Annotated in this window: 22 protein-coding genes and 1 pseudogene; 14 read left to right on the top strand and 9 right to left on the bottom strand. The window is 74.9% G+C overall.

What is annotated here, in order from left to right; all coding sequences use genetic code 11:
• Window positions 1–13 precede the first annotated feature (13 nt).
• The 3 genes from cobN to cobT are packed head-to-tail and all read left to right on the top strand — an operon-like array spanning window position 14 to window position 6,208.
• On the top strand, window positions 14–3,721 hold the full coding sequence (cobN, locus tag ACFPL3_RS31560; protein WP_343941187.1) for a cobaltochelatase subunit CobN: 3,708 nt from the start codon (window positions 14–16) through the stop codon (window positions 3,719–3,721).
• A complete protein-coding gene (gene cobI / locus ACFPL3_RS31555) occupies window positions 3,718–4,458 on the top strand; it encodes a precorrin-2 C(20)-methyltransferase (protein WP_343941186.1) in 741 nt (246 codons plus the stop codon). Before cobN ends, cobI begins: the two co-directional genes overlap by 4 nt.
• Before the next feature lie 7 nt (window positions 4,459–4,465).
• Window positions 4,466–6,208 (top strand): nicotinate-nucleotide--dimethylbenzimidazole phosphoribosyltransferase, encoded by a 1,743-nt coding sequence (gene cobT, locus ACFPL3_RS31550; protein ID WP_343941185.1) that lies wholly within the window; start codon window positions 4,466–4,468, stop codon window positions 6,206–6,208.
• A 7-nt stretch (window positions 6,209–6,215) separates the two neighbouring features.
• Here cobT and ACFPL3_RS31545 read toward each other — a convergent pair whose 3' ends face one another.
• Both ACFPL3_RS31545 and ACFPL3_RS31540 read right to left on the bottom strand, forming a co-directional pair.
• A complete protein-coding gene (locus ACFPL3_RS31545) occupies window positions 6,216–6,941 on the bottom strand; it encodes a DUF998 domain-containing protein (protein ID WP_343941184.1) in 726 nt (241 codons plus the stop codon).
• 76 nt (window positions 6,942–7,017) lie between these two features.
• Entirely contained in the window at window positions 7,018–7,560 is a 543-nt protein-coding gene (locus tag ACFPL3_RS31540) for a DsbA family protein (RefSeq protein ID WP_343941183.1), read from the bottom strand.
• 56 nt (window positions 7,561–7,616) lie between these two features.
• Between ACFPL3_RS31540 and nhaA the strand changes: the two genes are divergently transcribed.
• Entirely contained in the window at window positions 7,617–8,957 is a 1,341-nt protein-coding gene (nhaA, locus tag ACFPL3_RS31535) for a Na+/H+ antiporter NhaA (protein ID WP_343941182.1), read from the top strand.
• Window positions 8,958–9,058: 101 nt separating this feature from the next.
• The gene (locus tag ACFPL3_RS31530) at window positions 9,059–9,883 is read left to right on the top strand and encodes an alpha/beta fold hydrolase (protein ID WP_343941181.1); all 825 of its coding nucleotides are present in this window, start codon (window positions 9,059–9,061) and stop codon (window positions 9,881–9,883) included.
• On the opposite strand, the gene ACFPL3_RS31525 is transcribed toward ACFPL3_RS31530, so the two are convergent.
• The gene (locus tag ACFPL3_RS31525) at window positions 9,884–11,206 is read right to left on the bottom strand and encodes a DNA polymerase IV (RefSeq protein ID WP_343941180.1); all 1,323 of its coding nucleotides are present in this window, start codon (window positions 11,204–11,206) and stop codon (window positions 9,884–9,886) included. It lies immediately after the preceding gene.
• 54 nt (window positions 11,207–11,260) lie between these two features.
• Between ACFPL3_RS31525 and ACFPL3_RS31520 the strand changes: the two genes are divergently transcribed.
• Complete coding sequence (locus ACFPL3_RS31520; protein WP_343941179.1) at window positions 11,261–11,914, top strand: pyridoxamine 5'-phosphate oxidase family protein; 654 nt, start codon at window positions 11,261–11,263, stop codon at window positions 11,912–11,914.
• Here ACFPL3_RS31520 and ACFPL3_RS31515 read toward each other — a convergent pair.
• The 4 genes from ACFPL3_RS31515 to ACFPL3_RS31500 form a co-directional block, all read right to left on the bottom strand.
• Window positions 11,902–12,591: a 4'-phosphopantetheinyl transferase family protein gene (locus ACFPL3_RS31515; RefSeq protein WP_343941178.1), complete on the bottom strand. Its 690-nt coding sequence runs from the start codon at window positions 12,589–12,591 to the stop codon at window positions 11,902–11,904. The genes ACFPL3_RS31520 and ACFPL3_RS31515 overlap by 13 nt on opposite strands.
• A gap of 61 nt (window positions 12,592–12,652) precedes the next feature.
• On the bottom strand, window positions 12,653–13,474 hold the full coding sequence (locus ACFPL3_RS31510) for a class I SAM-dependent methyltransferase (RefSeq protein ID WP_343941177.1): 822 nt from the start codon (window positions 13,472–13,474) through the stop codon (window positions 12,653–12,655).
• Between the two features lie 89 nt (window positions 13,475–13,563).
• Complete coding sequence (locus tag ACFPL3_RS31505; protein WP_343941176.1) at window positions 13,564–14,121, bottom strand: helix-turn-helix domain-containing protein; 558 nt, start codon at window positions 14,119–14,121, stop codon at window positions 13,564–13,566.
• Between the two features lie 104 nt (window positions 14,122–14,225).
• A complete protein-coding gene (locus tag ACFPL3_RS31500; RefSeq protein WP_343941175.1) occupies window positions 14,226–14,432 on the bottom strand; it encodes a hypothetical protein in 207 nt (68 codons plus the stop codon).
• Between the two features lie 233 nt (window positions 14,433–14,665).
• Between ACFPL3_RS31500 and ACFPL3_RS31495 the strand changes: the two genes are divergently transcribed.
• The 7 genes from ACFPL3_RS31495 to ACFPL3_RS31465 all read left to right on the top strand — a co-directional run bounded on the left by ACFPL3_RS31495 (window position 14,666) and on the right by ACFPL3_RS31465 (window position 22,489).
• Complete coding sequence (locus ACFPL3_RS31495) at window positions 14,666–15,811, top strand: NAD(P)/FAD-dependent oxidoreductase (RefSeq protein ID WP_379589874.1); 1,146 nt, start codon at window positions 14,666–14,668, stop codon at window positions 15,809–15,811.
• A 1,006-nt stretch (window positions 15,812–16,817) separates the two neighbouring features.
• Entirely contained in the window at window positions 16,818–17,945 is a 1,128-nt protein-coding gene (locus tag ACFPL3_RS31490; RefSeq protein WP_379589872.1) for a lyase family protein, read from the top strand.
• Window positions 17,946–17,992: 47 nt separating this feature from the next.
• Window positions 17,993–19,057 (top strand): winged helix DNA-binding domain-containing protein, encoded by a 1,065-nt coding sequence (locus ACFPL3_RS31485; protein ID WP_343941171.1) that lies wholly within the window; start codon window positions 17,993–17,995, stop codon window positions 19,055–19,057.
• Window positions 19,057–19,266: a hypothetical protein gene (locus tag ACFPL3_RS31480; RefSeq protein ID WP_343941170.1), complete on the top strand. Its 210-nt coding sequence runs from the start codon at window positions 19,057–19,059 to the stop codon at window positions 19,264–19,266. Before ACFPL3_RS31485 ends, ACFPL3_RS31480 begins: the two co-directional genes overlap by 1 nt.
• Window positions 19,267–19,294: 28 nt before the next feature.
• Window positions 19,295–20,260, top strand: a complete 966-nt coding sequence (locus tag ACFPL3_RS31475) for a GlxA family transcriptional regulator (RefSeq protein WP_343941169.1) — start codon at window positions 19,295–19,297, stop codon at window positions 20,258–20,260.
• Between the two features lie 32 nt (window positions 20,261–20,292).
• Window positions 20,293–21,102, top strand: coding sequence for an enoyl-CoA hydratase-related protein (locus ACFPL3_RS31470; protein ID WP_343941168.1), 810 nt, complete (start codon window positions 20,293–20,295; stop codon window positions 21,100–21,102).
• A 31-nt stretch (window positions 21,103–21,133) separates the two neighbouring features.
• Complete coding sequence (locus ACFPL3_RS31465; RefSeq protein ID WP_343941167.1) at window positions 21,134–22,489, top strand: FAD-dependent oxidoreductase; 1,356 nt, start codon at window positions 21,134–21,136, stop codon at window positions 22,487–22,489.
• Between the two features lie 20 nt (window positions 22,490–22,509).
• Here the strand turns inward: ACFPL3_RS31465 and ACFPL3_RS31460 are convergent, their stop codons facing one another.
• Both ACFPL3_RS31460 and ACFPL3_RS31455 read right to left on the bottom strand, forming a co-directional pair.
• Window positions 22,510–22,785, bottom strand: a complete 276-nt coding sequence (locus tag ACFPL3_RS31460) for a hypothetical protein (RefSeq protein WP_343941166.1) — start codon at window positions 22,783–22,785, stop codon at window positions 22,510–22,512.
• Between the two features lie 263 nt (window positions 22,786–23,048).
• The gene (locus tag ACFPL3_RS31455) at window positions 23,049–23,969 is read right to left on the bottom strand and encodes an MBL fold metallo-hydrolase (protein WP_343941165.1); all 921 of its coding nucleotides are present in this window, start codon (window positions 23,967–23,969) and stop codon (window positions 23,049–23,051) included.
• A 35-nt stretch (window positions 23,970–24,004) separates the two neighbouring features.
• Between ACFPL3_RS31455 and ACFPL3_RS31450 the strand changes: the two are divergent.
• Window positions 24,005–24,937 (top strand): annotated as a pseudogene (locus ACFPL3_RS31450) (AraC family transcriptional regulator); the annotation flags it as partial.
• Between the last annotated feature and the right edge of the window lie 26 nt (window positions 24,938–24,963).

Here is a 24,963-nt window from a genome sequence, read left to right as displayed (position 1 = left end):
GGAGGAAACGCTGATGACGCAGCCCGTGCTGCTGCTGTCCACCGCCGACACGGAGCTGCTGGCCGCTCGCGGCTCGGGCGCGCTCTACCGCACGGCGAACCCCGCGCGCGTCGATCCCGAGGGTTTACCGGCCCTGCTCGACGGCGTCGCCGTCGTCGTGCTGCGGCTGCTCGGCGGGCGCCGGGCCTGGCCGGAGGGGGTCGACGCGCTCGTGGCGTCCGGCCTGCCGGTGGTGCTGCTCGGCGGCGAGGCGGCCCCGGACGCGGAGCTGATGGCGGCCTCGACGGTGCCCGCGGGCGTGGCGTCGGAGGCGCTCGCCTACCTGGCTGCGGGCGGCACCGCGAACCTGCGGGAGCTGCACCGCTTCCTGTCCGACACGGTGCTGCTCACCGGGGAGGGCTTCGAGCCGCCAGCCGCCACGCCGGAGTTCGGCGTGCACGGCGCGCGCGAGCAGCACCCCGACCGGCCGACCGTCGGCGTGGTCTTCTACCGCGCGCACGAGCTGTCCGGGAACACCGCGTTCGTCGACGTCCTGTGCGAGGCGATCGAGGCGCGCGGGGCCAACGCGCTGCCGGTGTTCTGCGGGTCGCTGCGCGGGGCGCAGCCCGACCTGATGGCGCTGCTCGGCCGCGCCGACGCCCTGGTCGCCACCGTGCTCGCCGCCGGGGGCACGGTCGCGGCCGACGCCGCCGCCGGGGGCGAGGAGGACGCCTGGGACGCGGGCGCGCTCGCCACCCTCGACGTGCCGGTCCTGCAGGGCCTGTGCCTCACCACCTCGCGCGCCACCTGGGCGGAGTCGGACGCGGCGCTCTCGCCGATGGACGCGGCGATGCAGGTCGCGATCCCCGAGTTCGACGGCCGGCTGATCACGGTGCCGTTCTCGTTCAAGGAGGCACTGCCGGCTCCTGAGGGGCCGGGCGACGACATCCCGGTGTACGTCGCCGACCCCGAGCGGGCCGCCCGCCTGGCCGGGCTCGCGGTGCGCCACGCACGCTTGCACGCCACCCCGGTGGCCGAGCGGAAGCTGGCGGTGGTGCTCTCGTCGTACCCCACCAAGCACTCGAGGGTGGGCAACGCGGTCGGGCTGGACACGCCCGCGTCGGCCGTCGTGCTGCTGCGCGCGCTGCGCGAGGCCGGCTACGCCGTCGGCGACTTCCCCGAGGACTCCGACGAGCTGATCCACTCGCTCATCGCCGCGGGCGGGCACGACGTCGAGTGGCTCACCGAGGAGCAGTTGCGCGCGGCCCCGGCCCGCGTCCCGCTCGCGGACTACCGGCGCTGGTTCGACGCCCTGCCCACCGAGCTGACCGGTGGGATGCGGGAGCACTGGGGCGAGCCGCCGGGGTCGCTGTACGTCGACGGGGACGAGATCGTCCTGGCGTCGCTGCGGTTCGGCAACGTGGTGCTGATGATCCAGCCGCCGCGCGGGTTCGGGGAGAACCCGGTGGCGATCTACCACGACCCCGACCTGCCCCCGTCGCACCACTACCTGGCCGCCTACCGCTGGCTCGAGCACGAGTTCGGCGCCGACGCCGTGGTGCACCTGGGCAAGCACGGCACCCTCGAATGGCTGCCCGGCAAGGGGCTCGGCCTCGCCGCCGAGGACGCCCCCGACGCCGTGCTCGGCGAGCTGCCCCTCGTGTACCCGTTCATCGTCAACGACCCCGGCGAGGGCACCCAGGCCAAGCGCCGCGGGCACGCCGTGGTCGTCGACCACCTGGTGCCGCCGATGGCCCGCGCCGACACCTACGGCGAGATGGCCAAGCTCGAGCAGCTCCTCGACGAGTACGCCACCGTGCAGGCGATGGATCCGGCGAAGCTGCCCGCCCTGCGCACGCAGATCTGGGAGGTCGTCACCGCCGCCCAGCTGCACCACGACCTGCACGTCGACGCCGCGCCCGGCGAGGACGACTTCGACGACTTCATCCTCCACATCGACGGCTACCTCTGCGAGGTCAAGGACGTCCAGATCCGCGACGGCCTGCACATCCTCGGCGGGCCGCCGCGGGACGAGGCCCAGGTGAACCTGGTGCTGTCGATCCTGCGGGCCAGCCAGGTCTGGGGTGGGCGGACGGCCCTTCCCGGCTTGCGCGCGGCGCTGGCGGAGTGGGCGGGCCTCGACGAGCAGGCGCTCCTCGCAGCCCCCGGCTCCCCGGTTCAGGAAAGCCACATTCAAGGCCGCTCCGGCCCTGAATGTGGCTTTCCTGAACTCCGGGACCGCCTCCTCGCCGTCGCCCCCGGGCCTGCCGTGACCGGGGCCGATCTCGTCGACGTCCTCGAAGGGGTCGCGCGGGCCCTCGTCGTCGGGGTGCAGGAGCGCGGGTGGCGCGAGCCCGGTGCCGTGTGCGCCGCGTTGCTGGGGGAGGAGATCCCCGACGTCGTGGCGGTGCTGGACTTCGGCTGCCGGGAGGTCGTGCCGCGGCTGGAGCGCACCACCGACGAGGTCACAGCCGTGCTGCACGCGCTCGACGGCGGTTACGTGCCGGCCGGGCCGTCCGGTTCGCCGACGCGCGGGCTGGTGAACGTGCTGCCGACCGGCCGGAACTTCTACTCCGTCGACCCGAAGGCCATCCCGTCGCGCAGCGCGTGGGAGGTCGGCACCGCGCTGGCGGAGTCGCTCGTGGCGCGCCACCTCGCCGACACCGGCGCGTACCCGCAGTCGGTGGGCCTCACGGTCTGGGGCACGAGCGCCATGCGCACGCAGGGCGACGACCTCGCCGAGGTGCTCGCGCTGATCGGGTGCCGCCCGGTGTGGGACGACGCCTCGCGGCGGGTCACCGGGTTCGAGATCGTGCCGCTGGAAGAGCTGGGCCGCCCGCGCATCGACGTCACCGTGCGCATCTCCGGGTTCTTCCGCGACGCGTTCCCGCACGTCATCACGCTGCTCGACGACGCGATCCGCGCCGTGGCCGAGCTCGACGAGCCGGCGGAGCAGAACTACCTGCGCGCCCACGTCGAGGAGGACACGGCGGAGCACGGCGACCGGCGCCGGGCCACGTCGCGGATCTTCGGCTCGAAGCCGGGCGCGTACGGGGCCGGGTTGCTGCCGCTGATCGACGCCCGCAACTGGCGCAGCGACGCCGACCTCGCCGAGGTCTACGCCGTGTGGGGCGGCTACGCCTACGGTCGCGGGCTGGACGGGCGCGAGGCGCGGGCCGACATGGAGTCCTCGTTCCGCCGGATCGCGGTGGCGGCGAAGAACCAGGACACCCGCGAGCACGACATCGTCGACTCCGACGACTACTTCCAGTACCACGGCGGGATGGTGGCGATGGTGCGCGCGCTCACCGGGCGCTCGCCCGCCGCGTACGTCGGCGACTCGGCGGTGCCGCAGGCGGTGAAGACGCGCACGCTGGCCGAGGAGACCAAGCGCGTCTTCCGGGCGCGTGTGGTGAACCCCAAGTGGGTGGCCGCGATGCAGCGCCACGGCTACAAGGGCGCGTTCGAGCTCGCGGCCACCGTCGACTACCTGTTCGGCTATGACGCCACCGCGGGCGTGGTCGACGACTGGATGTACGGGCAGCTCGCCGAGAGCTACGTGTTCGACGAGGCCAACCGCGCGTTCATGGAGAAGTCGAACCCGTGGGCGCTGCGCGGGATCACCGAGCGGCTGCTCGAGGCGGCCGACCGGGGGATGTGGGCGAAGCCCGACGACGCCGTGCTCGACCGGCTCCGCCAGACCTACCTCGACCTCGAAGGGGATCTGGAGGGCCAGGAGTGAACGGCACGTTGGTCGGGGTCGGGGTCGGCCCCGGCGACCCGGAGCTCGTCACCGTCAAGGCCGCGAACCTGCTCGCGAAGGCCGACGTCGTCTTCGTGCCGGTCGCCGACTCGGGGGAGACCGGTCGCGCCGAGCAGACGGTCCTCTACTACGCGGAGGCCTGGCGGGTGGAGCGCGTGGTGTTCGCGCTGCACGACCGCGAGCACACGCAGCGCCGGGAACGCGCCTGGGACGCGGCCGCGGCGCAGGTGGCGGCCTGGTTCGCCGCCCACCCGGGCGGCACCGCCGTGTTCGCGACGATCGGCGACCCGTGCGTCTACTCGACGTTCAGCTACCTCGCCGCGTCCGTGCGGGGCGTGCTGGGTGAGCTTGACGTGCAGCTCGTCCCCGGGATCACGGCCATGCAGGACCTCGCGGCGCGCTCCGGGACACCACTGGTGGAGGGCCGCGAACCGCTCGCCCTGTTCCCGATGACGGCGGGCCCGGAGCGGTTCCGCGAGGCCCTCGAACGCGGCGACGCCGTGGCCGCCTACAAGTTCGGCCGGATGCTGCCCGAGACCCTCGCCGCGCTGCGCGCGACCGGCCGGCTGGACGAGGCCGTCTACGGGGCCGGGCTCGGCCTTCCCGAGGAGGACATCCGCCCCGCCGCCGACCTGGATCCGGAGGAGCAGGGCCCCTACCTGGCGACCCTGATCGTCCCCCCGAAACGCCCTGCCCGAGGCCATGGCCTCCGCTGATGAGGCCGTGAGTGGAAACGAGGGCTACAGCACTCGTATCCACTCACGACCCTTCTACGAGGTCCTGCACTCGCGGCGGGACGTGCGGACGGGCTTCCGGCCCGATCCCGTCGACGACGCCGTGCTCACCCGCGTGCTGGAGGCCGCGCACGCGGCGCCTTCGGTCGGCTTCTCCCAGCCGTGGGACTTCCTCGTGCTGCGCGACCGCGCCCTCCGCGAACGGGTGCACGCCCACGTGGCGGCGGCCCGCGCGGAGTACGCCGCGGCGCTGCCCGCGGCCCGGGCGGCGGCCTTCCGCGACGTGAAGGTCGAGGCGATCCTCGACACCCCGCTCAACATCGCGGTGACCTGCGATCCCACCCGCGGCGGCCGGCACGTCCTCGGCCGCCGCACCCAGCCGCGCACCGCGCCGTACTCGGTGGTGGGCGCCGTGCAGAACCTCTGGCTCGCCGCGCGGGCGGAGGGCCTCGGCGTCGGCTGGGTCAGCTTCGGTGACGAGCGGGAGCTGGCCGCGCTGCTGGGCCTGCCGCCGCACCTGGAGCTGGTGGCCTACCTGTGCGTCGGGCACGTCGACGACTTCCCGGACGAGCCGGAGCTCGCCACCGCGGGGTGGGCGCGTCGCCGCCCGCTGCACTGGGCCGTCCACCACGACACCTACGGCCGCCGCGGCCTGCCGGGGGAGGAACCGATGGACCTGCTCGCCGAGACCGTCGCCGCGATCGGCCCGGCCGACGAGGCGGCACGCGCCGCCGCCGTCGAGCGGCTGGACCGGATGACGAAGCCGCGCGGGGCGCTTGGCCGGGTCGAGGACCTCGCCGTGACGCTCGCCGGGATCGCCGGCGCCTGCCCGCCGCCGGTGCCCGAACCCGCCGCGGTGGCCGTGTTCGCCGCCGACCACGGGGTGCACGCGCAGGGCGTGTCGCCGTGGCCGCAGGAGGTCACGGCGCAGATGGTGGCGAACTTCCTCGGCGGGGGAGCGGTGGTCAATGCGTTCGCGCGGCGGCTGGGCGTCGAGGTGTGCGTGGTGGACGTGGGCGTCGCCTCGCCCCTGGACCCCGCACCGGGCCTGCTCGCACGGCGGGTGGCCGACGGCAGCGCCGATCTCGCCACCGGCCCCGCGCTCACGCGCGAGCAGGCGCGGGCGGCCGTCGAGGTGGGGGTGGAGACGGCCCGCGACCTCGTGGCGGCGGGCAACCGCTGCCTCGTCACGGGCGACATGGGCATCGCCAACACCACCGCCGCCGCAGCGCTGATCGGTGCGTTCACCGGCGCCGACGCGGCCGAGGTCACCGGCCGCGGCACCGGCATCGACGATGCCACCCTCGCGCGCAAGGCGTCCGTGGTGGCGGCTGCACTCGCGCGGCACCGGCCCGACCCGGCCGACCCGCTCGGCGTGCTCGCCGCCGTGGGCGGGCTGGAGCACGCCGCGCTGGCCGGGTTCGTGCTCGGCGCTGCCGCGTTGCGGGTGCCCGTGCTGCTGGACGGGGTGAACGCCGGTGCCGCCGCTCTCGCGGCGGCCGCGTTCGCGCCGTACGCCCGCGGCTTCTGGGTGGCCGGGCACCGCTCGGCGGAGCCGGGGCACACCCGCGCGCTCGCCCACCTGCAGCTGGACCCGCTGCTCGACCTCGGCATGCGCCTGGGCGAGGGCACCGGTGCGCTCCTGGCCCTGCCGCTGCTGCAGAGCGCGGCCCAGGCCCTGCAGGACGTCGCGACGTTCGACGCCGCCGGCGTGACGGAGAAGCCGGGCTGACGCCGGCTCAGGGGCGCGGGGCCACCGTGGGCCCGCCGGGGGCGGCGGACGCGTCGGCGGCCTTGCGCCGCACCGCGGGCCACGACACGCGCACGAGCTGCACGGCCAGCGCGGCCACCACCGCCACGTGGAAGGCGAGCACCATCCGCTGGAGGATGCCGCCGACGTCGACGGGGCCGTACACGCCGGGCACGAGGTCGTTGAGCCTGCTGGCGACGTAGGCCCCGGCGAGCACGGCGGCGGCGATCGACAGCGTGCGCACCGTGGACACCACGGGCCGCCACTGCGGGTGCTCGGCGAGCCGGGACGCGGCGGCGAGGCCGGCGAACGACAGCAGCGCGAGGATGCCGGCGCCGGCGAACTGGTGCACCCAGCCGCCGAAGGTCATGATCCGCGGGGCGTCGTCGGCGGGGAAGACCGCGGCGAGCACGAGGCACACCGCCCACACCGCGAGCAGCACCGTGGGCCGGCCTGCCATCCGCACCCCGGAGCGGGCCATCCCGATCAGCAGGGCCAGGGTGCCGACGGCGAGCGCCACCGCGGCGGAGAAGAACAGCTGCTCGCCGCCCTCGACGAAGGCGTAGTAGCTCAGCGGCACCGAGATCGGGTTGACCTCGCGGAAGTGGGTGACCCCGAGGTAGACCATGATGATCGTCGAGCGGGCGAGTGCGAGCAGCGCGATCACCGCGAACACCAGCGGCGCCACCACACCCCACCGGCTCGTCCGCTGCACGCCCCCCATGCTGGCCCCCCGTCCGCAGATCCCCGATCATGCGAACGCGGCGCGCCGGGTGATCTGTTCCCGGAGGTCAGGCCACGGGGCCCACCGTGGCGGGCGCGGTGGTCTCGAGCGCCTCCACGAGGTGGTCCACGGTGATGGAGCCGTGGTAGATCTCGCCGTTGACGAAGAGCGTGGGCGTGCCGCGGACACCGCTGCGCACCCCGGAGTTGAAGTCGGCCTCGACGCGGTCCTCCACGAACCGGGTGGCAGGCCACAGCACCTTCTCCGGCGGGATGCCGAGCTCCTCGGCGTAGCGGCGCAGGTCCTCCTGCCGAAGCCGGGGCTCGTCACCGGAGTAGAGCTTGGCGTGCATCGGCCAGAACTGCCCCTTGAGCGCCGCACCCTCCGCGGCGACGGCGGCGGACAGCGCGAACGGGTGCAGCTCGGCCAGTGGGAAGTGCCGGAACACGAACACGAGCCGGTCGCCGAGCCGCTGCCGGACCTCCTCGATCACCGGGTAGGCGCGCCTGCAGTACGGGCACTCGAAGTCGCCGTACTCCACGAGGGTGAACTCGGCACCGAGGATGCCCTGGAGGTGGTCGTAGCTGCCGATCCGGGGTTCGAGCGGCAATGTGGCCTCCCTGACGTGCGCATCGGGGCGATCGCCGCCGATGGCAGGATCACGTCGTGACGGTGACAACGATAGCCGAGCGCGGTGACCTCAGTCGGGCTGCGCGCGACTTCCTGCGCACCGAGTCCGGCTCGGCGGTGCTGCTGCTCACCGCCGCGGTGCTGGCGCTGGCATGGGCGAACCTCTTCTCCGGCTACGAGAGTTTCTGGCACACCGAGTTCGCCCTGACCTTCGGGTCCATGGAGCTCTCGATGGACCTGCGGCACTGGGTCAACGACGGGCTCATGGTGCTGTTCTTCTTCAGCGTCGGGCTGGAGATCTCGCGGGAGATGGTGCTCGGCGAGCTGCGCGGGGCCCGGGCGCTCGCCGCGCCCGCGATCGCCGCGCTCGGCGGGCTCACCGTGCCTGCGCTGCTCTTCCTGGCGTTCAACGCGGGTGGCCCGGCCGCCGGGGCGTGGGGGATCGCGATCTCCACCGACACCGCGGTCGTGATCGGTGTGCTCGCGCTCGTCGGCCCGCGGTGCCCCGACCAGCTGCGGGTGTTCCTGCTCGCGCTCGCGATCGTCGACGACATCGGGGCCGTCGCGGCGATCGCGATCTTCTACACCGACGACGTGCAGGTCACGTCGCTGGTGGTGTCGGTCGTGCTGTTCGCGGCGCTGCTCGGCCTGCGCTTCGCGCCGTTCTGGCGCACCCCGATCTACGTGTTCATCGGCGTGGTCATGTGGCTCGCGGTGCTGGACTCCGGCGTGCACCCCAGCGTGGTCGGCGTCGTGATGGGCCTGCTGGTCAACGCCTACGCGCCGCGCCTGCGCGACGTGATGCGCGCGCAGGTGCTGGGCAGCAGCTTCCTGCTCGACCCCAGCCCCGAGCGGGCGATGGCCGCGCAGGCGGCCGTCACGGAGGCGGTGTCGCCGAACGAGCGGCTGCAGCTGCGCATCCAGCCGTGGAGCAGCTACGTGATCGTGCCGCTCTTCGTGCTCGCGAACGCCGGCGTCGTGCTCACCGGCGAGACCCTCGCCACGGCGTTCACCTCCCCGCTCACCTGGGGCATCATCATCGGCCTCACCGTCGGGAAGCTCGTGGGCGTCACGGCGGGCACGTGGGTGGCGCTGCGCACCGGGCTCGGGCGCGTGCCGGACACGCTGCGCTGGGGCCAGCTGATCGGCGGCGCAGGCCTCGCCGGCATCGGGTTCACCGTGGCGCTCTTCGTCACCGAACTGGCCCTCGAGGACGAGCAGCTCGTGACCGACGCGAAGATCGGCATCCTGGCGGGCTCGATCCTCGCGGCGCTGATCGGCTGGCTGATCTTCCGGCTGGCCGGGGAGCGGGGCGGCCAGTGCGCGCCCAGCGGCCTCCCGGTGCTCCCGCCGCGCCCCTGGCGCCCGCCCGCCTGAGCGGGAGGGGCCGTTCGGGCGCTGTCGGGGCCCGGGGCCCGGCGGGACCCTCGAGGCCCAGCCGCGCGCCGCGCGGGCAGCCGTCGGAGGTGGGCACCGGCATGGCATCGATCGCGGTCAACGGAACGAACCTCTACTACGAACGGCGCGGGACCGGGCCCCCGGTGCTGTTCGTCTCCGGTGCCACCGGCGACGCCGGGCACTGGACGGCCGTCGCCGGCCTCCTGGCCGACGAGTACACCGTGCTCACCTACGACCGGCGGGCCAACTCCCGCAGCCCACGCCCGGCGGGCTGGACCGCGACGTCGGTCGACGAGCAGGCCGACGACGCGGCCGCGCTGCTCACGGCGCTCGACCTCGCCCCGGCCGTGGCGTACGGCAACAGCTCGGGAGCCGTGATCGTGACGAACCTCGTGCTGCGCCACCCCGCGGTGCTGCGGGGCGCGATCCTCCGCGAGCCCTCCTTCCTCGGGATCACGCCGGCGTCGCGCGAGGTGGCAGGCACGGTGCGGCGGGTCGTCGGCGAGGGGATGGCCGCGGGCGGACCGCCCGTGGCCACCGAGAGGTTCCTGCGCTGGGCCACCGGGGACGCTGCCTTCGAGGGCCTGGACCCCGAGCTGCGCGACCGCATGCTCGGCAACGGGGACGTCCTCTTCGGCGTGGAGCTCGAAGGATTCGCCGCGTACCTCCCGACGCCTGAGCAACTGGCCGGGGTGGGGGTGCCGTGCGTCGTCGCGGCCGGCGTCGACAACCGCGATCCCACTGCGGCGAACCACTGGCTCCACGAGACGTCGCAGTGGCTGGCGGACTGCGTGGACGTCCCGCTGGTCGAGACGCCCGGGGCGCACTCGCCGCAGGTCACGCATCCGCGGGCGCTCGCGGAGGCGCTCCGCCCGATCTTGGGCAAGCTCGCCGCCCGCCCGTGATCAGGCGAGGCTCGCCAGCGGGTCGGCCCTCCTGAGCGCGGGGTCGTCCTCGGCGAACGTGCGGGCCCGGCCGGGGCCGGTGCTGCGCGTCTCGAACCTGATCGTGACGCGGCCGTGGCCCGCGCCCTGCACCCACCCGTGCCCGTGGTCGGCGTGGGCGACGTCGTCGCCGGGGCGCCACGGGCGGTCCGGCGCGGGCTCGGGCTCGTCCACCGGCGCGGCGGGCTCGGGCACCTCGTCGGGCGCGGCCTCGGCCTGGGTGAGCGGTTCGAAGAGGGCGGGTGGGGGGTCGTCGGTGAGCCCGGCGAGGGACACCCCGATCAGCCGGACGCCGCCCTCGGGCACGGCGGTGCGGGCGAGGCGCTGCGCGACCGCGGTGAGGGTGCCGAGGTCGGTGCTCGCGAACCCGGCCGTCTCCGAGCGGCTCGACGTGGTGAAGTCGGCGCTGCGCACCTTGACCGTGACGGTGCGCGCCGCCCGCCCGGACGCCACCAACCTGCGGTGGGCGGCCTCGGTCATCCGGGCGACGGCGTCGTGCACGGCGGCCATCGCGGTGAGGTCGGTGTCGAACGTGGTCTCGGCGCTGACCTGCTTGGCGGCGCCGCGCGGCGCGACCGGGCGCTCGTCGATGCCGCGCGCGAGCCGGTGCAGCTCGGTGCCGATGGCGGTGCCGAGCAGGCCGTGGACCTCGCGGAGGTCCATGGCGGCGAGCTCGCCGATCGTGTGCACGCCCAGCTTGCGCAGCCCGGCCTCGGCCACCGGGCCGACTCCCCACAGCGCCCGTACCGGCAGCGGCGCGAGCACGGCGCGCTCCTCCTCGGGGGGGACGACGCGCAGCCCGTCGGGTTTCGCCAGCTCGGAGGCGATCTTGGCGAGCTGCTTGCCCGAGCCGGCGCCCACCGACGCCGGCAGCCCGGTGGTCGCCCGGACGTCGGCGCGCAGGCGCACGCCGAACCGCTCCACCTCCGCGGCCGAGGCGCCGGCCAGGGCGGGCGGCTCGAGGAACGCCTCGTCGATCGAGACCGGCTCCAGCACCGGGGACGCGTCGGCGAGCACGGCCATCACCCGCGAGCTGAGCTCCTTGTACAGCGGGAACCGGGCCGGCAGCACCACCGCGTGCGGGCACAGGCGCCGGGCCTGGCCCATCGGCATGGCCGACCGCGCGCCGAAGACCCGGGCCTGGTAGCTGGCCCCGGCCACGACCGCCCGCGGCCCCAGGCCCCCGACCAGCACCGGGCGCTCCCGCAGGGTGGGACGGGTGAGTTGTTCGGACGCGGCGAAGAACGCGTCCATGTCCAGATGCAGGACCCAGCGCGCACCCACGTGACCCATTCTTCCTGGACGCACCGACGGTTCCGGCCGTACCGTCCTGGAGACGTGGCCACCGCAGAGATCAGCCGAGAGACCGCGAGCACCGAGATCACCAGCGTCGAGGAGCTGGAGGCCGTTGTCGGCCACCCCCTCCCCGCCGTCGCGCAGAAGGTCCGCCCGTCGCTCGACGCGATCGACCGGCTGTGGCTCGAGCACTCACCGCTCTGCCTCATCGGCACCAGCGACGTGGACGGAAGCCTCGACGTCTCCCCGAAGGGCGACCCGGCGGGCCGCCTCGCCCACGTGATCGACCACTCCACGATCGCGATCGCCGAACGCCCCGGCAACCGGCGCGTCGACGGGTACCGCAACATCCTGCGCAACCCGCACGTCGGCCTGATCTTCCTGGTGCCCGGGCGCGGCGACACGCTGCGGGTGAACGGGCGGGCGCGGCTGCTGCGCGACGCCCCGTACTTCGACGAGCTGGTGGTGAAGGGGCACCGGCCGCTCCTCGCCCTCGAGGTGGCGATCGACGAGGTCTTCTACCACTGCGCGAAGGCGTTCATGCGCTCGAAGCTGTGGGAGCCCGAGACCTGGGACCCGAAGGCGATCCCGTCGACGGCGCAGATCTCGAAGGCCCTCGTCAACAAGGACACCCCGCTGGAGGAGCTCGAGCGCTACTACGGGGCCGCCTACGAGGAGAAGCTCTACAAGGCCTGACCGGCCAGAAGCGCGTCCCCCCGCTGCTCGGCGATCGAGGGCCGGGCGCCGGTGCCTGCCACCGCGGCGTGGTACCCGGCGGCCGGACGGAGGTCGGCGAGCCACAGCGGGTGGGCGGGCGCGTCCTCCCCGGTCCAGTCGAGCACGCCCGGCGGGCCGAGGGTGATCGCCGACATCGGTGTGGCCAGGCCGGTGCCCACGACCTTGAGCAGGGCCTCCTTGCGCGTCCACAGCGCGAAGAAGGCGTCGGCGTCGGTCACCGTCTCGCGGGGGGACCGGACGTGCTCGGCCATCGCCGTCAGGTCGGCGAGCTCGCGGACCTGCTCGACGTCGAGCCCGACCGGCCCGCCGGGGTGCACGGCGACGCCGACGAGGTCGCCCGCGTGCGTCAGGGAGAACCCGGGGCCGCCGGGCAGCACCGGCTTGCCGTGCTGCTCCCCGCAACGGCAGGTGCGGTCGAACACGAGATCGGCCGCGGGCGCGCCGACGCTCTCCCCGAGCACGAGCCGCACGAGGGCGTGCGCCGCGAGGTAGCGGGCCTGGTCGGCGGGGCGGCGGAAGCGGTCGAGCCGCCTGCGCTCGTGGACGTCGAGCAGGCGGACCAGCCCGGGGGCGCTCGCGGGCGCCACCGGCGCCGCCCACCACACGACCGCGGTCGGGGACCCGGTGCCGGTCATGCGCGGACCTCCCGGGGGTGAACGATCTACGGACCGACGGTAGCGCGCCGGCAGCCGCGGGTCAGGCGCGGCGTGCGGCCCAGACGCTGCGCTCGGTGCGCAGCGCGAGGTCGTCGCGGCTCAGGAGGCTGCCCGGTCCGTCGGTGTCGAGCAGCCGGCGCCAGGCGGCCAGGTCGTCGGCCGGGAGCGCGTCGGCGACGGCGTCGCGCATGCGCCGCAGACCCTGCAGCGCGTACCGGCCGACCGCATCGGAGCGGGAGCGCCCGACGTGCGCGGTGATCGTGCGCTCGCCGGCGAGCGTGAACCCGGCGGCGCGCAGCCGCGGGCCCCAGTCGGCGCCCCGGTGGGGCATGTGCGCGGCCGAGCGGCGGTCGCCCTCGGCGTGCAGGCGAACCTCGAGGCCGGGCCGCTCCTCCGGCACCTCGTCGGGCAGGAACCGGGGGAAGCCGGCGAGCTCCACGAGGGCGAGCAGCCCGCCGGGGACGAGTGCGTCGTGGACCCGGCGAAGCGCGCGGTCGGGATCGGCGAGGTGGTGCACCGACGCCGAGGCCCACACCAGGTCGGGGGTGCCGAGGTCCGGCCACGCGGCGTCGAGGTCGGCCTGCGCGGTGTGCACGCGGTCGGCCACCCCGTTGGCGCGGGCCTTCTCCTGCAACCGGTGCAGGTGCTCGGGCGAGGCGTCCACCGCGGTGACGTGCGCCTCGGGGAAATGCGCGAGCAGGGCGAAGGTGCCGGCGCCCGTGCCGGCGCCCAGGTCCACGATCCGCCGCGGCGCCCGCGTGACGGGGAGCCAGGCGATGACCGACGCGGTGTGCTCGGCGAGCACCTCCGCGTCGAGGTCGAGGATCTCGGTCTGGACGTGTTCGTGCGGGGTGTGGGTCATGCCGTCAGGCTAGGTCGGCCCTGCCCCTCGGGCACACGATCTTGCCAATCCGGCACGAAGGTGGCCGGTCGCGCTGCGGGCCGGGCAGCTCAGCGGTGCCCGCGCCGCGCGTCGCGGTCGAAGATCCCGAGGATCTCGCACGGCCCGCCCGCGGTGCCGATCGCGTGCGGCAGCATCGTGGGGAACTCGGCGGCCTGGTTGGTCTCCACGCGCAGCCTGCGGTTGCCCAGCAGCAGCACGGCGGTGCCGGACAGCACCACCAGCCACTCGCGGCCGGGGTGGGCGCGCAGGCGCGACGGGTTGTCCGGCGGCGGGTCGGTCAGCCGTTGGCGGATCACGGCCATGCCCGGATCCGCGCGCACCGGCCAGCGCATCTGCGCGTGCGCCGCGTCGATGGCCGGGTGCGAGATCACGTCGTCGGTGTCGGTCTCGACGAGCTGGTCGAGCGAGGTGTCGAGGGCGCGCGCGATGTCGACGAGCTGGTCGAGGGCGAGGCGGCGGCGGCCGGTCTCGATCCGGCTCAGCGAGGACGGGCTGATCCGCGCCCGGCGAGCCAGCTCCTCCAGCGACCAGCCCTGGGCCACGCGGATGGCCCGGATCCGGGCGCGTACCAGGCGGTCCAGGTCACCGTCATCGTCGTGCGTCACGGACAGGAGACTATGCCCGCCGAGCAAGCGGACGACCGAGCAGCAGGACGCGAGCGCGCCTCACCATGCAGCACTCGTGCTGCTCGGCCGTCCGCCCGGGTGGATCACCCGGTGCGCCGCACCGGGATGATCCGGCGGCCCTGCGCGGCGCGGGCGCGTCCCGAGGAGCCGGCGTGGACCGCTCCACTCGGGCCGTTCTTGCCCGCGCGGCCGCGGCGGGCCGCCCGGTTGGCCGGCGCAGCGGCGTCGGCCGGGTTCGGTGCGCCGACCACGGCGGCGCGGAACGGGGACGGGAAGGACTTGTCGGGCACGGTGCCTCCTGCAGATGACGGGGCCGGCGCGCAGCGGAGCCGAGACGGCGTCGGGACGTGGGTCCGGCGCCGGCCGGGTGGGCTGGGACGGGGCGGCGGGGCGGGAAGCCCGGCCGCGGGTGCCGCGGTGGCCGCGGTCGTCGCTACAGGCGCATGCGAAGGACGATAAGCCGGTGCCGCGGGGCGCGCCACGGAATTACGGCGCCCGTTCGGGCCCGGCCTAGTCTCGGCCGGTGACCACCATCGACACCGTCGTGGTCGGGGGCGGGATCGCGGGCGCCTCGATCGCGTACGAGCTCGCCGCCACCCGCTCCGTCCTCCTCGTCGAGAGCGAGACCGCGCTCGCCCGCCACTCGACGGCCCGCTCCGCCGCCACCTACGTGCCGGGCCACGGCCCCGCGCCGGTGCGTGCGCTGATCGCCGCGAGCGGCCCCCGGCTGGCGCGGATCGAGTCCGAGCTGGACGCCCCGCCGCTGCTCGCGCCGCGCGGCCTCCTGCACGTCGCGTTCGACCCCGCGGGCGAGACCGAGCTGGCCGCCACGCTCGCCGAGCAGGCGGGGGAGCCGGGAGGGCCGGTCGCGATCGACCCGGCGGAGGCGCAGCGCCGGTGCCCCGCCCTGCGTCCGGGTGCGGTGCGCGCGGCGGCCTACGTGGAGGGCGCGGCCGACATCGACGCCGAGGCGCTGCACCAGGCGTACGTCCGCGGGCTGCTGGGCCGCGGCGGGCGGGTCGAGGCGGGTGCGCCGGTCACCGGCGTGCGCCGCGACGGGTCCGGGTGGCAGGTGCGCACCGGTCGCGACGGCGACCCGATCGCGGCCGCCGAGGTGGTGGACGCCGCCGGCGCGTGGGCGGACGAGGTGGCCGGGCTGGCCGGCGTCCCGCCGATCGGGCTCACCCCCTGCCGCCGCACGATCGCGCTGGCCCGGGTGCCCGACCCGGCCCGGCTGCGGGGGCCGAACGGCGCGCGGCTGCCGATGGTCGTGGGCGCCCCCGAGAGCTTCTACTTCAAGCAGGAGGGCGACGGGCTGCTGGTCAGCCCGGCCGACGAGACCCCCGTCCCACCGCACGACGTGCGCCCCGACGAGCTCGACGTCGCCCTCGCCCTGGAGCGGGTGGAGGCGGTGACCGGACTCGGGCTGCGTTCGGTGCGCACGGCGTGGGCCGGCCTGCGGTCGTTCGTGCCCGACCGGCTGCCGGTGATCGGGGAGTGGCCCGACCACCCCGGCTTCTGGTTCTGCGCCGGCCAGGGCGGCTCGGGGATCGAGACGGCCCCCGCACTCGCGGCCTTCGCGGCGGCCGTGGTGACGGGCGGGCCGATGCCGCAGGACGTCCCCCTCACCCGCGACGCATTTGCCCCCGCCCGGCTCCTCGCCCGCTGACACACCAGGAGTGGTGCTCGCACACCGACTGCAACCGGTGTGCGAGCACCACAACCGGTGTGCGAGCGCTCCGAGGCGCGTGGGGGAGGCGTCGTGGTCGCCGGTCCGAGCCGTACACGGCGGTGGTGGCGAGTGCAGTCGTGTGCTGTTCGCGCCCGGCATCGGGTGATCAGCAGTACGTGGGGGTCGTGGGTCCCGCGCTGGTGTGCGGCTCGACCGTTGGGATTTCCGGTGGCCCGGTCCTGGGGCGCGTGATGCACGCGAGCCGTACCTGGTGGTAGCGGGCACGAGGCTGGACCCGGTCCGAGGCAGATGATCAGCACGAGTCGTACGTGGTGGTCGTGGTGGGTGCCCTGGTGTACGGCTGGTGCTGGTCTCTGGGTCCGAGAAGTACATGGGTGTTGTGGGGACCGCGGTGCTGTGCTGCTCGGCTCGAGAAGGCTGCTCAGCGGGACCGGTCGCTGGAGTTCCGGTCCGCGGCGCCGAGTCGTACACGGTGGTCGTGGTCAAGCGCTGTGGTGTGCTGCTCGGCTCCACGGGGCGGCGGCGTCCGCCGCCGTGGCGTTCTGATGATCAGCCCGGGCGTGCGTGCGGCGCGCGAGTCGTACTCGGTGGTCGTGATTGGTGCCCTGGTGTGCGGCTGGTGCGGATCTTCGGAGGTGAGCAGTACCGGAGTGTTGTGGGGGCAGCGGTGGTGTGCTGATGATCGACCTCGGGTGCTGCTGCGCGAGTCGTACTGGGCGATCGTGGTGAGTGCGGTGGTGTGCTGCTCGGCTCAGCGCGGCCGGCGGCGTCGGCCGCCGTGGCGTTCTGATGATCAGCCTGAGGGTGCGTCCTGTGCGCGAGCCGTACACAGGGGTGGTGGTGGGTGCGCTGGTGTGCGGCTGGCGCTGATCGCCGGGTCCGAGGAGTACGTGGGCGTTGTGGTGGGTGCCGTGGTGTACTGCTCGCCGCTCCGGGCGGGGCGGGCGCACCCCCGAGATCGCCCGGCCGTACGGTCCCCGTCATGACGAGCGCGCTCTTCGACCCGCTGTTCGGGGCCGACCGCGTGGCCGCCCGGCTCGACGACGCCTCCTGGGTGGCGGCGCTCGTCGCCGTCGAGGTGGCGCTCGCGCGGGCGGCCGCGGAGCACGGTGTCGTGCCTGCCGCCGACGCCGAGCGGATCGAGGCGGCCGCGGCCACGCTCCGGGTGGATCCGGCGACGTTGGGCCGGGCCTCCGTCGAGGGTGGCAACCCGGTGATCCCGCTGGTCCGGATGTTGCGGGCGGCGGCGGGGGAGGCGGGGCGTTCGGTGCACCCGGGCGCCACGAGCCAGGACGTGATGGACACGGCGGCGGTGCTGCTCGTCGGGTGGGCCGGTGAGGTGGTGCTCGACGACCTGCGCGGCGCGGCCGACGCGGCGGCCGACCTCGCCCGCCGCCACCGGGACACGCCCATGATCGCGCGCACGCTCGGCCAGCAGGCGCTGCCGACCACGTTCGGGCTGGTCGCGGCCGGGTGGTGCGCGGGGCTGGACCGGGCCCGGGTGCGCCTGGCCGAGGTGATCGGGGCGCTGCCCGTGCAGCTGGGCGGGCCGGTCGGCACGCTTTCGGCGTTGCACCCGCACGGCCCGGCGGTGGCCGCGTCGCTGGCCCGCGCGCTGCGATTGGCGGACGCCGCGCCGTGGCACACCGAGCGCACCCGGATCGGGGAGCTGGCGGGCGCGCTCGCCGTCGCCGCGGGCGCGTGCGCGAAGCCGGCCACCGACGTCGTGCAGCTGGCGGGCACGGAGCTGGGTGAGGTGTCGGAGGCGGCGCCGGGCGACTCGTCGTCGATGCCGCACAAGCGCAACCCGATCGCGGCGGTCACCGCGCGCGGCGCGGCCCGCCGGGCGCCGGGACTGGCGGCCGTGCTGCTGGGGGCGGGCGATCACGAGCACCAGCGCGCCACCGGCCCGTGGCACGCCGAGTGGCAGGCGATCGGCGAGCTCCTGCGGGCCACCGGCGGGGCGGCCGCGCGGCTGCGCGCGTCGCTGGAGGGGCTCGGGGTGCACCCGGACCGGATGGCGGCGAACCTCGCGCTCACCGCGCAGGGCGAGGGGTCGCCCGGCCACGCGGGGGAGCTGGTGGACCGGATGCTCGCCGAGCGTCCCTGATCGGCGTCTCTGCTCGGACGGTCGGGGGGAGCGGGCAGACTGCGCTCATGGTCGAGCGCGTGCTGTCGGTCCGGGAGATCAACCGGGCGGTGCTGGCCCGCCAGCTGCTCCTGGAGCGCGCGTCGCTCACGCCCGAGGAGGCCGTCGAGCGGGTGGCCGGGTTGCAGACGCAGTACGCGCCGTCGGGCTACGTCGGGCTGTGGTCGCGGCTGGCCGACTTCCGCCGCGACGTGCTCACCGACGCCCTGGTGTCAGGCCGGGTCGTGCAGGCGTGGGTGATGCGCTGCACCATCCACATGGTTTCGCCGGCCGACTACTGGCCGTTCACGGAGGCGGTGCGGGAGGCCCGCCGGGAGTGGTGGCGCCGTGCTCACCGCATCTCGGGGTCGGTCGACATGCCGGCGATCGCCGCGCAGGTCCGCGAGCACCTCGCCGACGGGCCGCTCAAGCAGGCCGAGATCCAGCAGCGGCTCGCCGCGGCGGGTCATCCCCGCGAGGTGTGGCCGGGTGTGCAGTTGTGGGTCGACCTGGTGCGGGTGCCGCCCGCCGGCACGTGGCACACCCCGCGGGCCCACGTGTACGGGCTGGCCGAGCACACGGTGCCGATCCCGGAGCCCGCCCCCGCCCCCGAGGAGGGCGCCGAGCTCCTCGTGGCCCGCTACCTGCAGGGTTTCGGGCCGGCGGCTCCCGGCGACGTCGCGTCGTTCTGCGGCTGGACGGTCACCGCCACGCGCGCGGTGCTGGCCCGGATGTCCCTGTGCCGGTACCGCACGGAGACCGGTGGTGAGCTGGTGGACGTGCCGGGGGCGCCCCTGCCGCCCGCCGAGACGCCGGCTCCCGTGCGGTTCCTCGGGCAGTGGGACGCCAACCTGCTGGTGCACGCCCGGCGCGCGCAGATCCTGCCGGAGGAGCACCGGCCGCGGGTGTTCGGGCGGAGCATGCCGCAGTCGGTGCCCACGTTCCTGGTCGACGGGCAGGTGGCGGGCACGTGGCGTTACGCCGCGGCCGAGGTGCACTGGGAGCCGTTCCACCCGCTCTCCCGCGAGGTGGAGCGGGAGGTGGAGGCGGAGGCCGCCCGGCTCGCCGAGTTCCACGTCGACGGATCGGGCTGATGGGCGGCGATGGCGCGCAGATCGGCGTAGTGCCGTTCCTGGTCGCGGTCGCGGTAGGCGCCGGGGTACGCGGCGGCCGGGTCGCCCGGGCGCAGGATCGACAGGGCCACGACGGCGGCGACGAGGGCGAGGACGATGATCGCGGTGGTCATGGCAGTAATTTTGCTAGCGGCAACATGCTGCCGACAGTGGCGGAACTGACTCCCTGAGCAAAAATCCTGCCACTATGCTGTCGGCATGCTGTCCACCGTCGCCGCGCTGGTGATCCCCCCGGTCACCCCGTTCGAGTTAGGCACGATCTGCGAGGTGTTCGGCATCGACCGCACCGAGGACGGGGTGCCGCCGATCGAGCTGCGGATCTGCGGTGAGAAGGCCGGGGAACCGATCCGCACGTCGGTCGGCGTCGACATGGTGCCCTCCCACGGTCTCGACGGTCTGGCCGGCGCCGACCTGGTGGCGATCTCGGCCACCCGGGCCCGGGAGTTCTCCGACGAGCTGCTCGACGCGGTGCGCGCGGCCGCGGCGGCCGGCAGCACGCTGCTGAGCGTGTGCTCGGGGGCGTTCGTGCTCGGCGCGGCGGGCCTGCTCGACGACCGCCCGTGCACCACGCACTGGGACAACGCGCAGGAGCTGGCCGAGCGCCACCCCCGCGCCCGGATCGACCCGGACGTGCTGTTCGTCGACGACGGCAACCTGGTCACCAGCGCGGGCACGGCCGCGGGCATCGACGCCTGCCTGCACCTGGTGCGCCGGGAGCTGGGCAGCGCCGCGGTCAACCTGATCGCACGGCGGATGGTGGTGCCGCCGCAGCGCGACGGCGGGCAGCGCCAGTACATCGAGCAGCCGGTGCCGGTGTGCCGGGCCGACGGGCTGGCCCCGGTGCTGGACTGGGTGCTCGAGCACCTCGAGGTCGAGCACTCGGTGGCCGACCTCGCGCGGCGGGCCCGGATGTCGGAGCGCAGCTTCGCGCGGCGGTTCGTGGCCGAGACCGGCACCACGCCGCACAAGTGGCTCACGTTGCAGCGGGTGCTGCGCGCCCAGCGGCTGCTGGAGGACACCGACCTGGGCATCGACGACATCGCGGGGCGGTGCGGGTTCGGCAGCGCCGCGCTGCTGCGCCACCACTTCCGCAAGGTGGTGGGGGTGGCGCCGGCCGACTTCCGCCGCACCTTCGCCGCCCGCAACGCTCTCGCCGGAAGCTGATCCCCGCCCCCCGCACGTACTAGTCTCAGGTCGTGGGCGAGGACGGCGACGACACCCCCGGGAACGCCGTGCTCGCCGCCCGCGACGGCGACGGCGTGCTCACCCTCACCCTCAACCGCCCGCAGCGGCGCAACGGTTGGGCCGAGGACATGCAGCAGGCGTACGTCCACCAGCTCTCCGCGGCGGCCGCCGACGAGGGGGTCCGTGCCGTGGTGATCACCGGTGCCGGGAGCACGTTCTGCCCCGGGGCCGACATGTCCCGGCTCGGCCGGCTGGGGGAGGAGGGCGCGCGGCTGCCCCACCACCCGGTCGACGTGCAGCGCACCTTCCCCAAGCCGCTGATCGCCGCGATCAACGGTGCGTGCGCGGGCATCGGGCTGGTGCAGGCGCTGTTCTGCCACGTGCGGTTCGCCGCCGACACCGCCCGGTTCTCCACCGCGTTCGCCCGGCGCGGGCTCGTGGCCGAGTACGGCATCGCGTGGACGCTCACGCGTCTCGTCGGGCAGGAACGCGCGCTCGACCTGCTGCTCTCGGCGCGCACGTTCGACGCCGCCGAGGCGCGCGAGCTGGGGCTGGTGAGCCGCGTCGTCCCGCGCGACGACGTGCTCGCGGCCGCGCAGGCGTATGCGTGCGACCTCGCGCTGCACTGCAGCCCGCGGGCGATGGCGGTGATCGCGGCCCAGGTGCGCGAGGCCCAGGACACGACGTTCGACGAGGCCCTGCAGGCCTCCTACGCGCACGTCGACCGCTTCGTGGGCTCGGCTGACCTGCGGGAGGGGGTGGCTTCCTTCGTCGAGCGGCGTCCGCCCCGGTTCCCGCCGCTCGGCTCGTTCCCGGACTGACACTCCTCCACCACCACAGGAGATGACGCACATGCAGCAGCGACAGGCCCGGGTCGCGGTGATCGGAGCGGGCCCGTCCGGGCTGTACGCCGCCGCCGCGCTGCTGGCCTCCGGCGGTCCGATCGGCATCGACGTGCTCGACCGGCTGCCGGCGCCCTACGGCCTCGTCCGCTACGGGGTGGCGCCCGACCACGTGAAGATGAAGTCGGTCATCCGCGTGTTGCAGAAGCCGTTCGACCCGGCGCAGATCGAGTTCCTGGGCGGGGTGCACATCGGCGAGGGCGGCGTGCCGCTCGACGTCGTGCGGCAGCACTTCCACGCGATCGTCCACGCCACCGGCAGCTCCGTGGACCGGGCGCTCGGCGTCCCTGGCGAGGAACTGGCCGGTTCACTGGGTTCGGGCGCGTTCGTCAGCTGGTACTGCGGCCACCCCGACCACACCGGGCTGCAGCCGCCGCTCGACCACCCGGGCGTCGCCGTGGTCGGCGCGGGCAACGTCGCTCTCGACGTGGCCCGCGTGCTGGCGAAGACGGCCGACGAGATGGCCGCGACCGACGTCCCCGACCCCGTGCTCGACGCGCTGCGCTCCAGCGCGGTGCGCGACATCCACGTGCTGATCCGGCGCGGGCCCCAGCACATCCGCTTCACCCCGGCGGAGCTGCGCCAGATCGGCGAGCTCGCGGGCGCCGACGTGCTCGTGCACGACGAGGGGCTGCTCGCGGCGGGCATCGAGGAGCCGGAGGACCGGCGGCACCGCCAGATGCTCGACATGCTCGCCGAGTGGTCGGCCCGCGAGCCCACGGGCAAGCCGCGCCGGATCCACCTGCGTTTCCTGCGCTCCCCGGTGCGGATCATCGGAACGGGCGGCCGCGTCAGCGGCGTGGAGGTCGAGCGCAACACGATCCGCGACGGCCGGGTGGTCGGCACGGGCGAGCACGAGACCCTCGACGTCGGACTGGTGGTGCGGGCGATCGGCTACGACGCGCAGCCGATCCCCGGGCTGCCGTTCGACCCCGCCACGGGCACCGTGCCCAACGTGGGCGGCCGGGTGGTGCGCGACGGCGAGCCGGTGCCCGGCGCGTACGTCACGGGGTGGATCAAGCGCGGCCCCACCGGCGTGATCGGCACCAACAAAGCCGACGCCGTGGAGACGGTGGCCGCGCTGCTCGAGGACCTGCCCGGGCTGCCCGACCCCGCGTACCCCGACCCCGCCGACTTCCGAGCGGCGCTCACCGCGCACGGGGTGCGCCCGGTGGACTGGACGGCGTGGCTGCGCGTCGACGCGGAGGAGGTGCGCCGCGGCGGCCTGCGGGGCGCGGAGCGCGTGAAGGTCGCGGAGCTCGCCGAGATGCTGGACGCCGCCCACGGGGCCACTGCCGACCCGTGAGCGGCGTGCGCCGGCGTGGTTCAGCAGGGCTCGACGGAGACGACCGCCGGCACGGCGCCGAGGCGGTCGGCGAAGGTGGCGCACTCGGCGGCGGTGAGCGAGACGGTGCAGGTCACCGAGCTGTACGGGACGCCGTCCCGGACCTCGACGGCGAAGTCGCGCACGGGGAAACCGCACGCGCAGAGCGCCGTGCCGATGTCGAGGACGCCCTGCATACCGCCGGTGGTCACGATCTCGTGGCGGCGCTGGAGACGCGGCGTCCAGGTGGTGCGGGCGGAGTGGTCGAGAACGGTCATTGTTCGGCTCCGGGGTTCCACGGACGGTGGCTGCCGAGCCAGGCCTCGATGGGGGAGCGGGCGCGCCGGCAGCCTGGCTCAGCCGACGCGCGGCAGTACCGCCGCGGCGAGGGTGAGGGCGATGCGCATGGGTCAAGGGTAACGCGTGTCACGTCCTCGTCACCCACCGGCCCGGCGTGTCGGTCGGCGTGTTCTCCCACCCGTGAGCGGATACGAGTGCTGCAGCACTCGTATCCACTCACGACCCGCCGGAGGCGGGCGCACTACGCCGGGGCGAAGCCCGCCCATGCGCCGAGGGTGAAGCCGCCGCCGTCGCGCCGGACCTCCACCGCCCCGGCGCCGCCGAAGTGCCCGGGGACGACGAGCTCCCGTTCGTCGGCCGCCCGTTCGAGGATCCGGCGGCGGCTGGCGACGGCCCGCTCGGGTTCGTAGCAGGCGCTGCTGTTGCAGCAGGGATCGACGATCTGCACCGGGCTGTGCATCAGGTCCCCGACGAACACGGCCCGGTCGCCTCCCGACTCGAGCCGCACCACGCAGGAGCCGGGGGTGTGGCCGGGAGCGGGCTCGAGGACGAGGTTGTCGTCGATGCGGTGCTCCCCGTCCCACAGCACGGCCTGTCCCGCGCGGTGGATCGGCGCGATGCTGTCGGCGTAGACCAGGCGGTCGACCTCCTTCAGGCCCGTGCCGGTCGTGTTGGCGGGGCCGTAGTGGGCGTCGTCGGCGGCGGGGATGAGGTACTGGGCGCGGGGGAACGTCGGGACCCAATCGCCGTCGGCGTCGCGGGTGTTCCAGCCGACGTGGTCGACGTGGAGGTGGGTGTTGACGACCGTGTCGACGTCCTCCGGGTGGACGCCGGCCCGGGCCAGGCGGTCGAGGAGATCGCTCTCCTGCAGGTGGAAGTGCCCTTCCATGCCCGGTCGCACGCGCATGCTGCCGGCGAGGGTGTCGATCACGACGGTCCGCCCGCCGCTGCGCAGCACCCACGTCTGGAGGGCGGTGACCGTCTTGCCGGACTCCGGCTCCCAGTGGTCGGGCGCCAGCCAGTCGGCGTTGCGCTCCCACACCTCGGGGGCAGCGCCCGGGAGGAACTCGGCGGTGGGCAGGAACGCGCCGTGGCGCTCGATGATCCGCAGGACCTCGACGGCGCCGAGCGTGGTGCGCTGCACGGTGTCGCTCTCGTTCATACCCGCGACGCTAGGGAGCGCCGTCGAGCTCTCCAATGCGCAGACTGATCAAGAAGATAAGAGTGCAGCTCACACCTGAGCCGGGCGGTACGTTCGGCGCCGTGGACGTGGTGAGCGACGTGATCTCCGCGGTGCACCTGGGCCACCCCTGGTCGCACCGGGTACGGACGGGCGGGGACTGGTGTGCCCGCGTGGAGCCGTACGAGGGCGCGGGCTTCTACGTCGTCATGAGGGGCGGCTTCTGGTTGCTGCCCGACGGCGGGGCGCCTGTCGTCCTCGGTGCCGGCGACGCGGTGCTGCTCCCGCACGGCACGGGCCACGTGGTCGCGGACGTCCCGCTCGACGCGGCGCGCGCGGAGCGGGCGGTTCCGTTCGCCGAGGCCGGATCGCGGGACGGTCCGGACGGCGCGGAGCTGCTCTGCGGGACGTACTGGCTGGACTGCAGCCGCATGCACCCGCTGATGACGGAGCTGCCGCCGGTCGTGCACCTGCCGCGCCGGGTGGGGGAGCACGCCGAGCTCCACGCGGCGATCGATCTGCTCGCCGGCGAGCTGGACGAACGCAGGCCCGGTGCCTGCCTGGCGCTGCCGAACCTGCTCGACTTGCTGCTCGTCTACATGATCCGCGCCTGGATGGCCGAGGCCACCTGCGGATCCTGGCCGGGGGCACTGGGTGATCCGGTCACGGCCGCGGCGTTGCGGGCGGTCCACTCCGACCCCGCCGCCCCCTGGACGAACGAGCGCCTGGCGGCGGAGGCGGGTGTCTCGCGCCCCACGCTGGTGCGCCGGTTCAGCGCGCGGGTGGGCCGGGCGCCGATGGCGTACGTGACGTGGTGGCGGCTGAACCGGGCCGCCGGGCTGCTCCGCGACACCGCAGACACCCTCGCCGTGATCGCCGGGCGCGTCGGGTACGGCAGCCCGTACGCGTTCTCGCACGCCTTCGAGCGCGAGTTCGGCCTGACGCCAGGGCGGTTCCGCGCCGGGGTGGTGGCCCG

The organism is Pseudonocardia zijingensis, assembly GCF_042657305.1.
Classification (GTDB): Bacteria; Actinomycetota; Actinomycetes; order Mycobacteriales; family Pseudonocardiaceae; genus Pseudonocardia; species Pseudonocardia zijingensis.
This window is presented reverse-complemented; position numbering and strand designations above follow the sequence as displayed.

What these genes read in the sequence shown, in the direction of transcription:
- ACFPL3_RS31510 (WP_343941177.1), bottom strand. Translation starts at nt 13,474, where the DNA reads ATGACCCACACCCCGCACGAACACGTCCAGACCGAGATCCTCGACCTC.
- ACFPL3_RS31515 (WP_343941178.1), bottom strand. Translation starts at nt 12,591, where the DNA reads ATGACCGGCACCGGGTCCCCGACCGCGGTCGTGTGGTGGGCGGCGCCG.
- cobN (WP_343941187.1), top strand. Translation starts at nt 14, where the DNA reads ATGACGCAGCCCGTGCTGCTGCTGTCCACCGCCGACACGGAGCTGCTG.
- ACFPL3_RS31530 (WP_343941181.1), top strand. Translation starts at nt 9,059, where the DNA reads ATGGCATCGATCGCGGTCAACGGAACGAACCTCTACTACGAACGGCGC.
- ACFPL3_RS31465 (WP_343941167.1), top strand. Translation starts at nt 21,134, where the DNA reads ATGCAGCAGCGACAGGCCCGGGTCGCGGTGATCGGAGCGGGCCCGTCC.
- ACFPL3_RS31460 (WP_343941166.1), bottom strand. Translation starts at nt 22,785, where the DNA reads ATGACCGTTCTCGACCACTCCGCCCGCACCACCTGGACGCCGCGTCTC.
- ACFPL3_RS31475 (WP_343941169.1), top strand. Translation starts at nt 19,295, where the DNA reads ATGCTGTCCACCGTCGCCGCGCTGGTGATCCCCCCGGTCACCCCGTTC.
- ACFPL3_RS31455 (WP_343941165.1), bottom strand. Translation starts at nt 23,969, where the DNA reads ATGAACGAGAGCGACACCGTGCAGCGCACCACGCTCGGCGCCGTCGAG.
- ACFPL3_RS31490 (WP_379589872.1), top strand. Translation starts at nt 16,818, where the DNA reads ATGACGAGCGCGCTCTTCGACCCGCTGTTCGGGGCCGACCGCGTGGCC.
- ACFPL3_RS31485 (WP_343941171.1), top strand. Translation starts at nt 17,993, where the DNA reads ATGGTCGAGCGCGTGCTGTCGGTCCGGGAGATCAACCGGGCGGTGCTG.
- ACFPL3_RS31480 (WP_343941170.1), top strand. Translation starts at nt 19,057, where the DNA reads ATGGGCGGCGATGGCGCGCAGATCGGCGTAGTGCCGTTCCTGGTCGCG.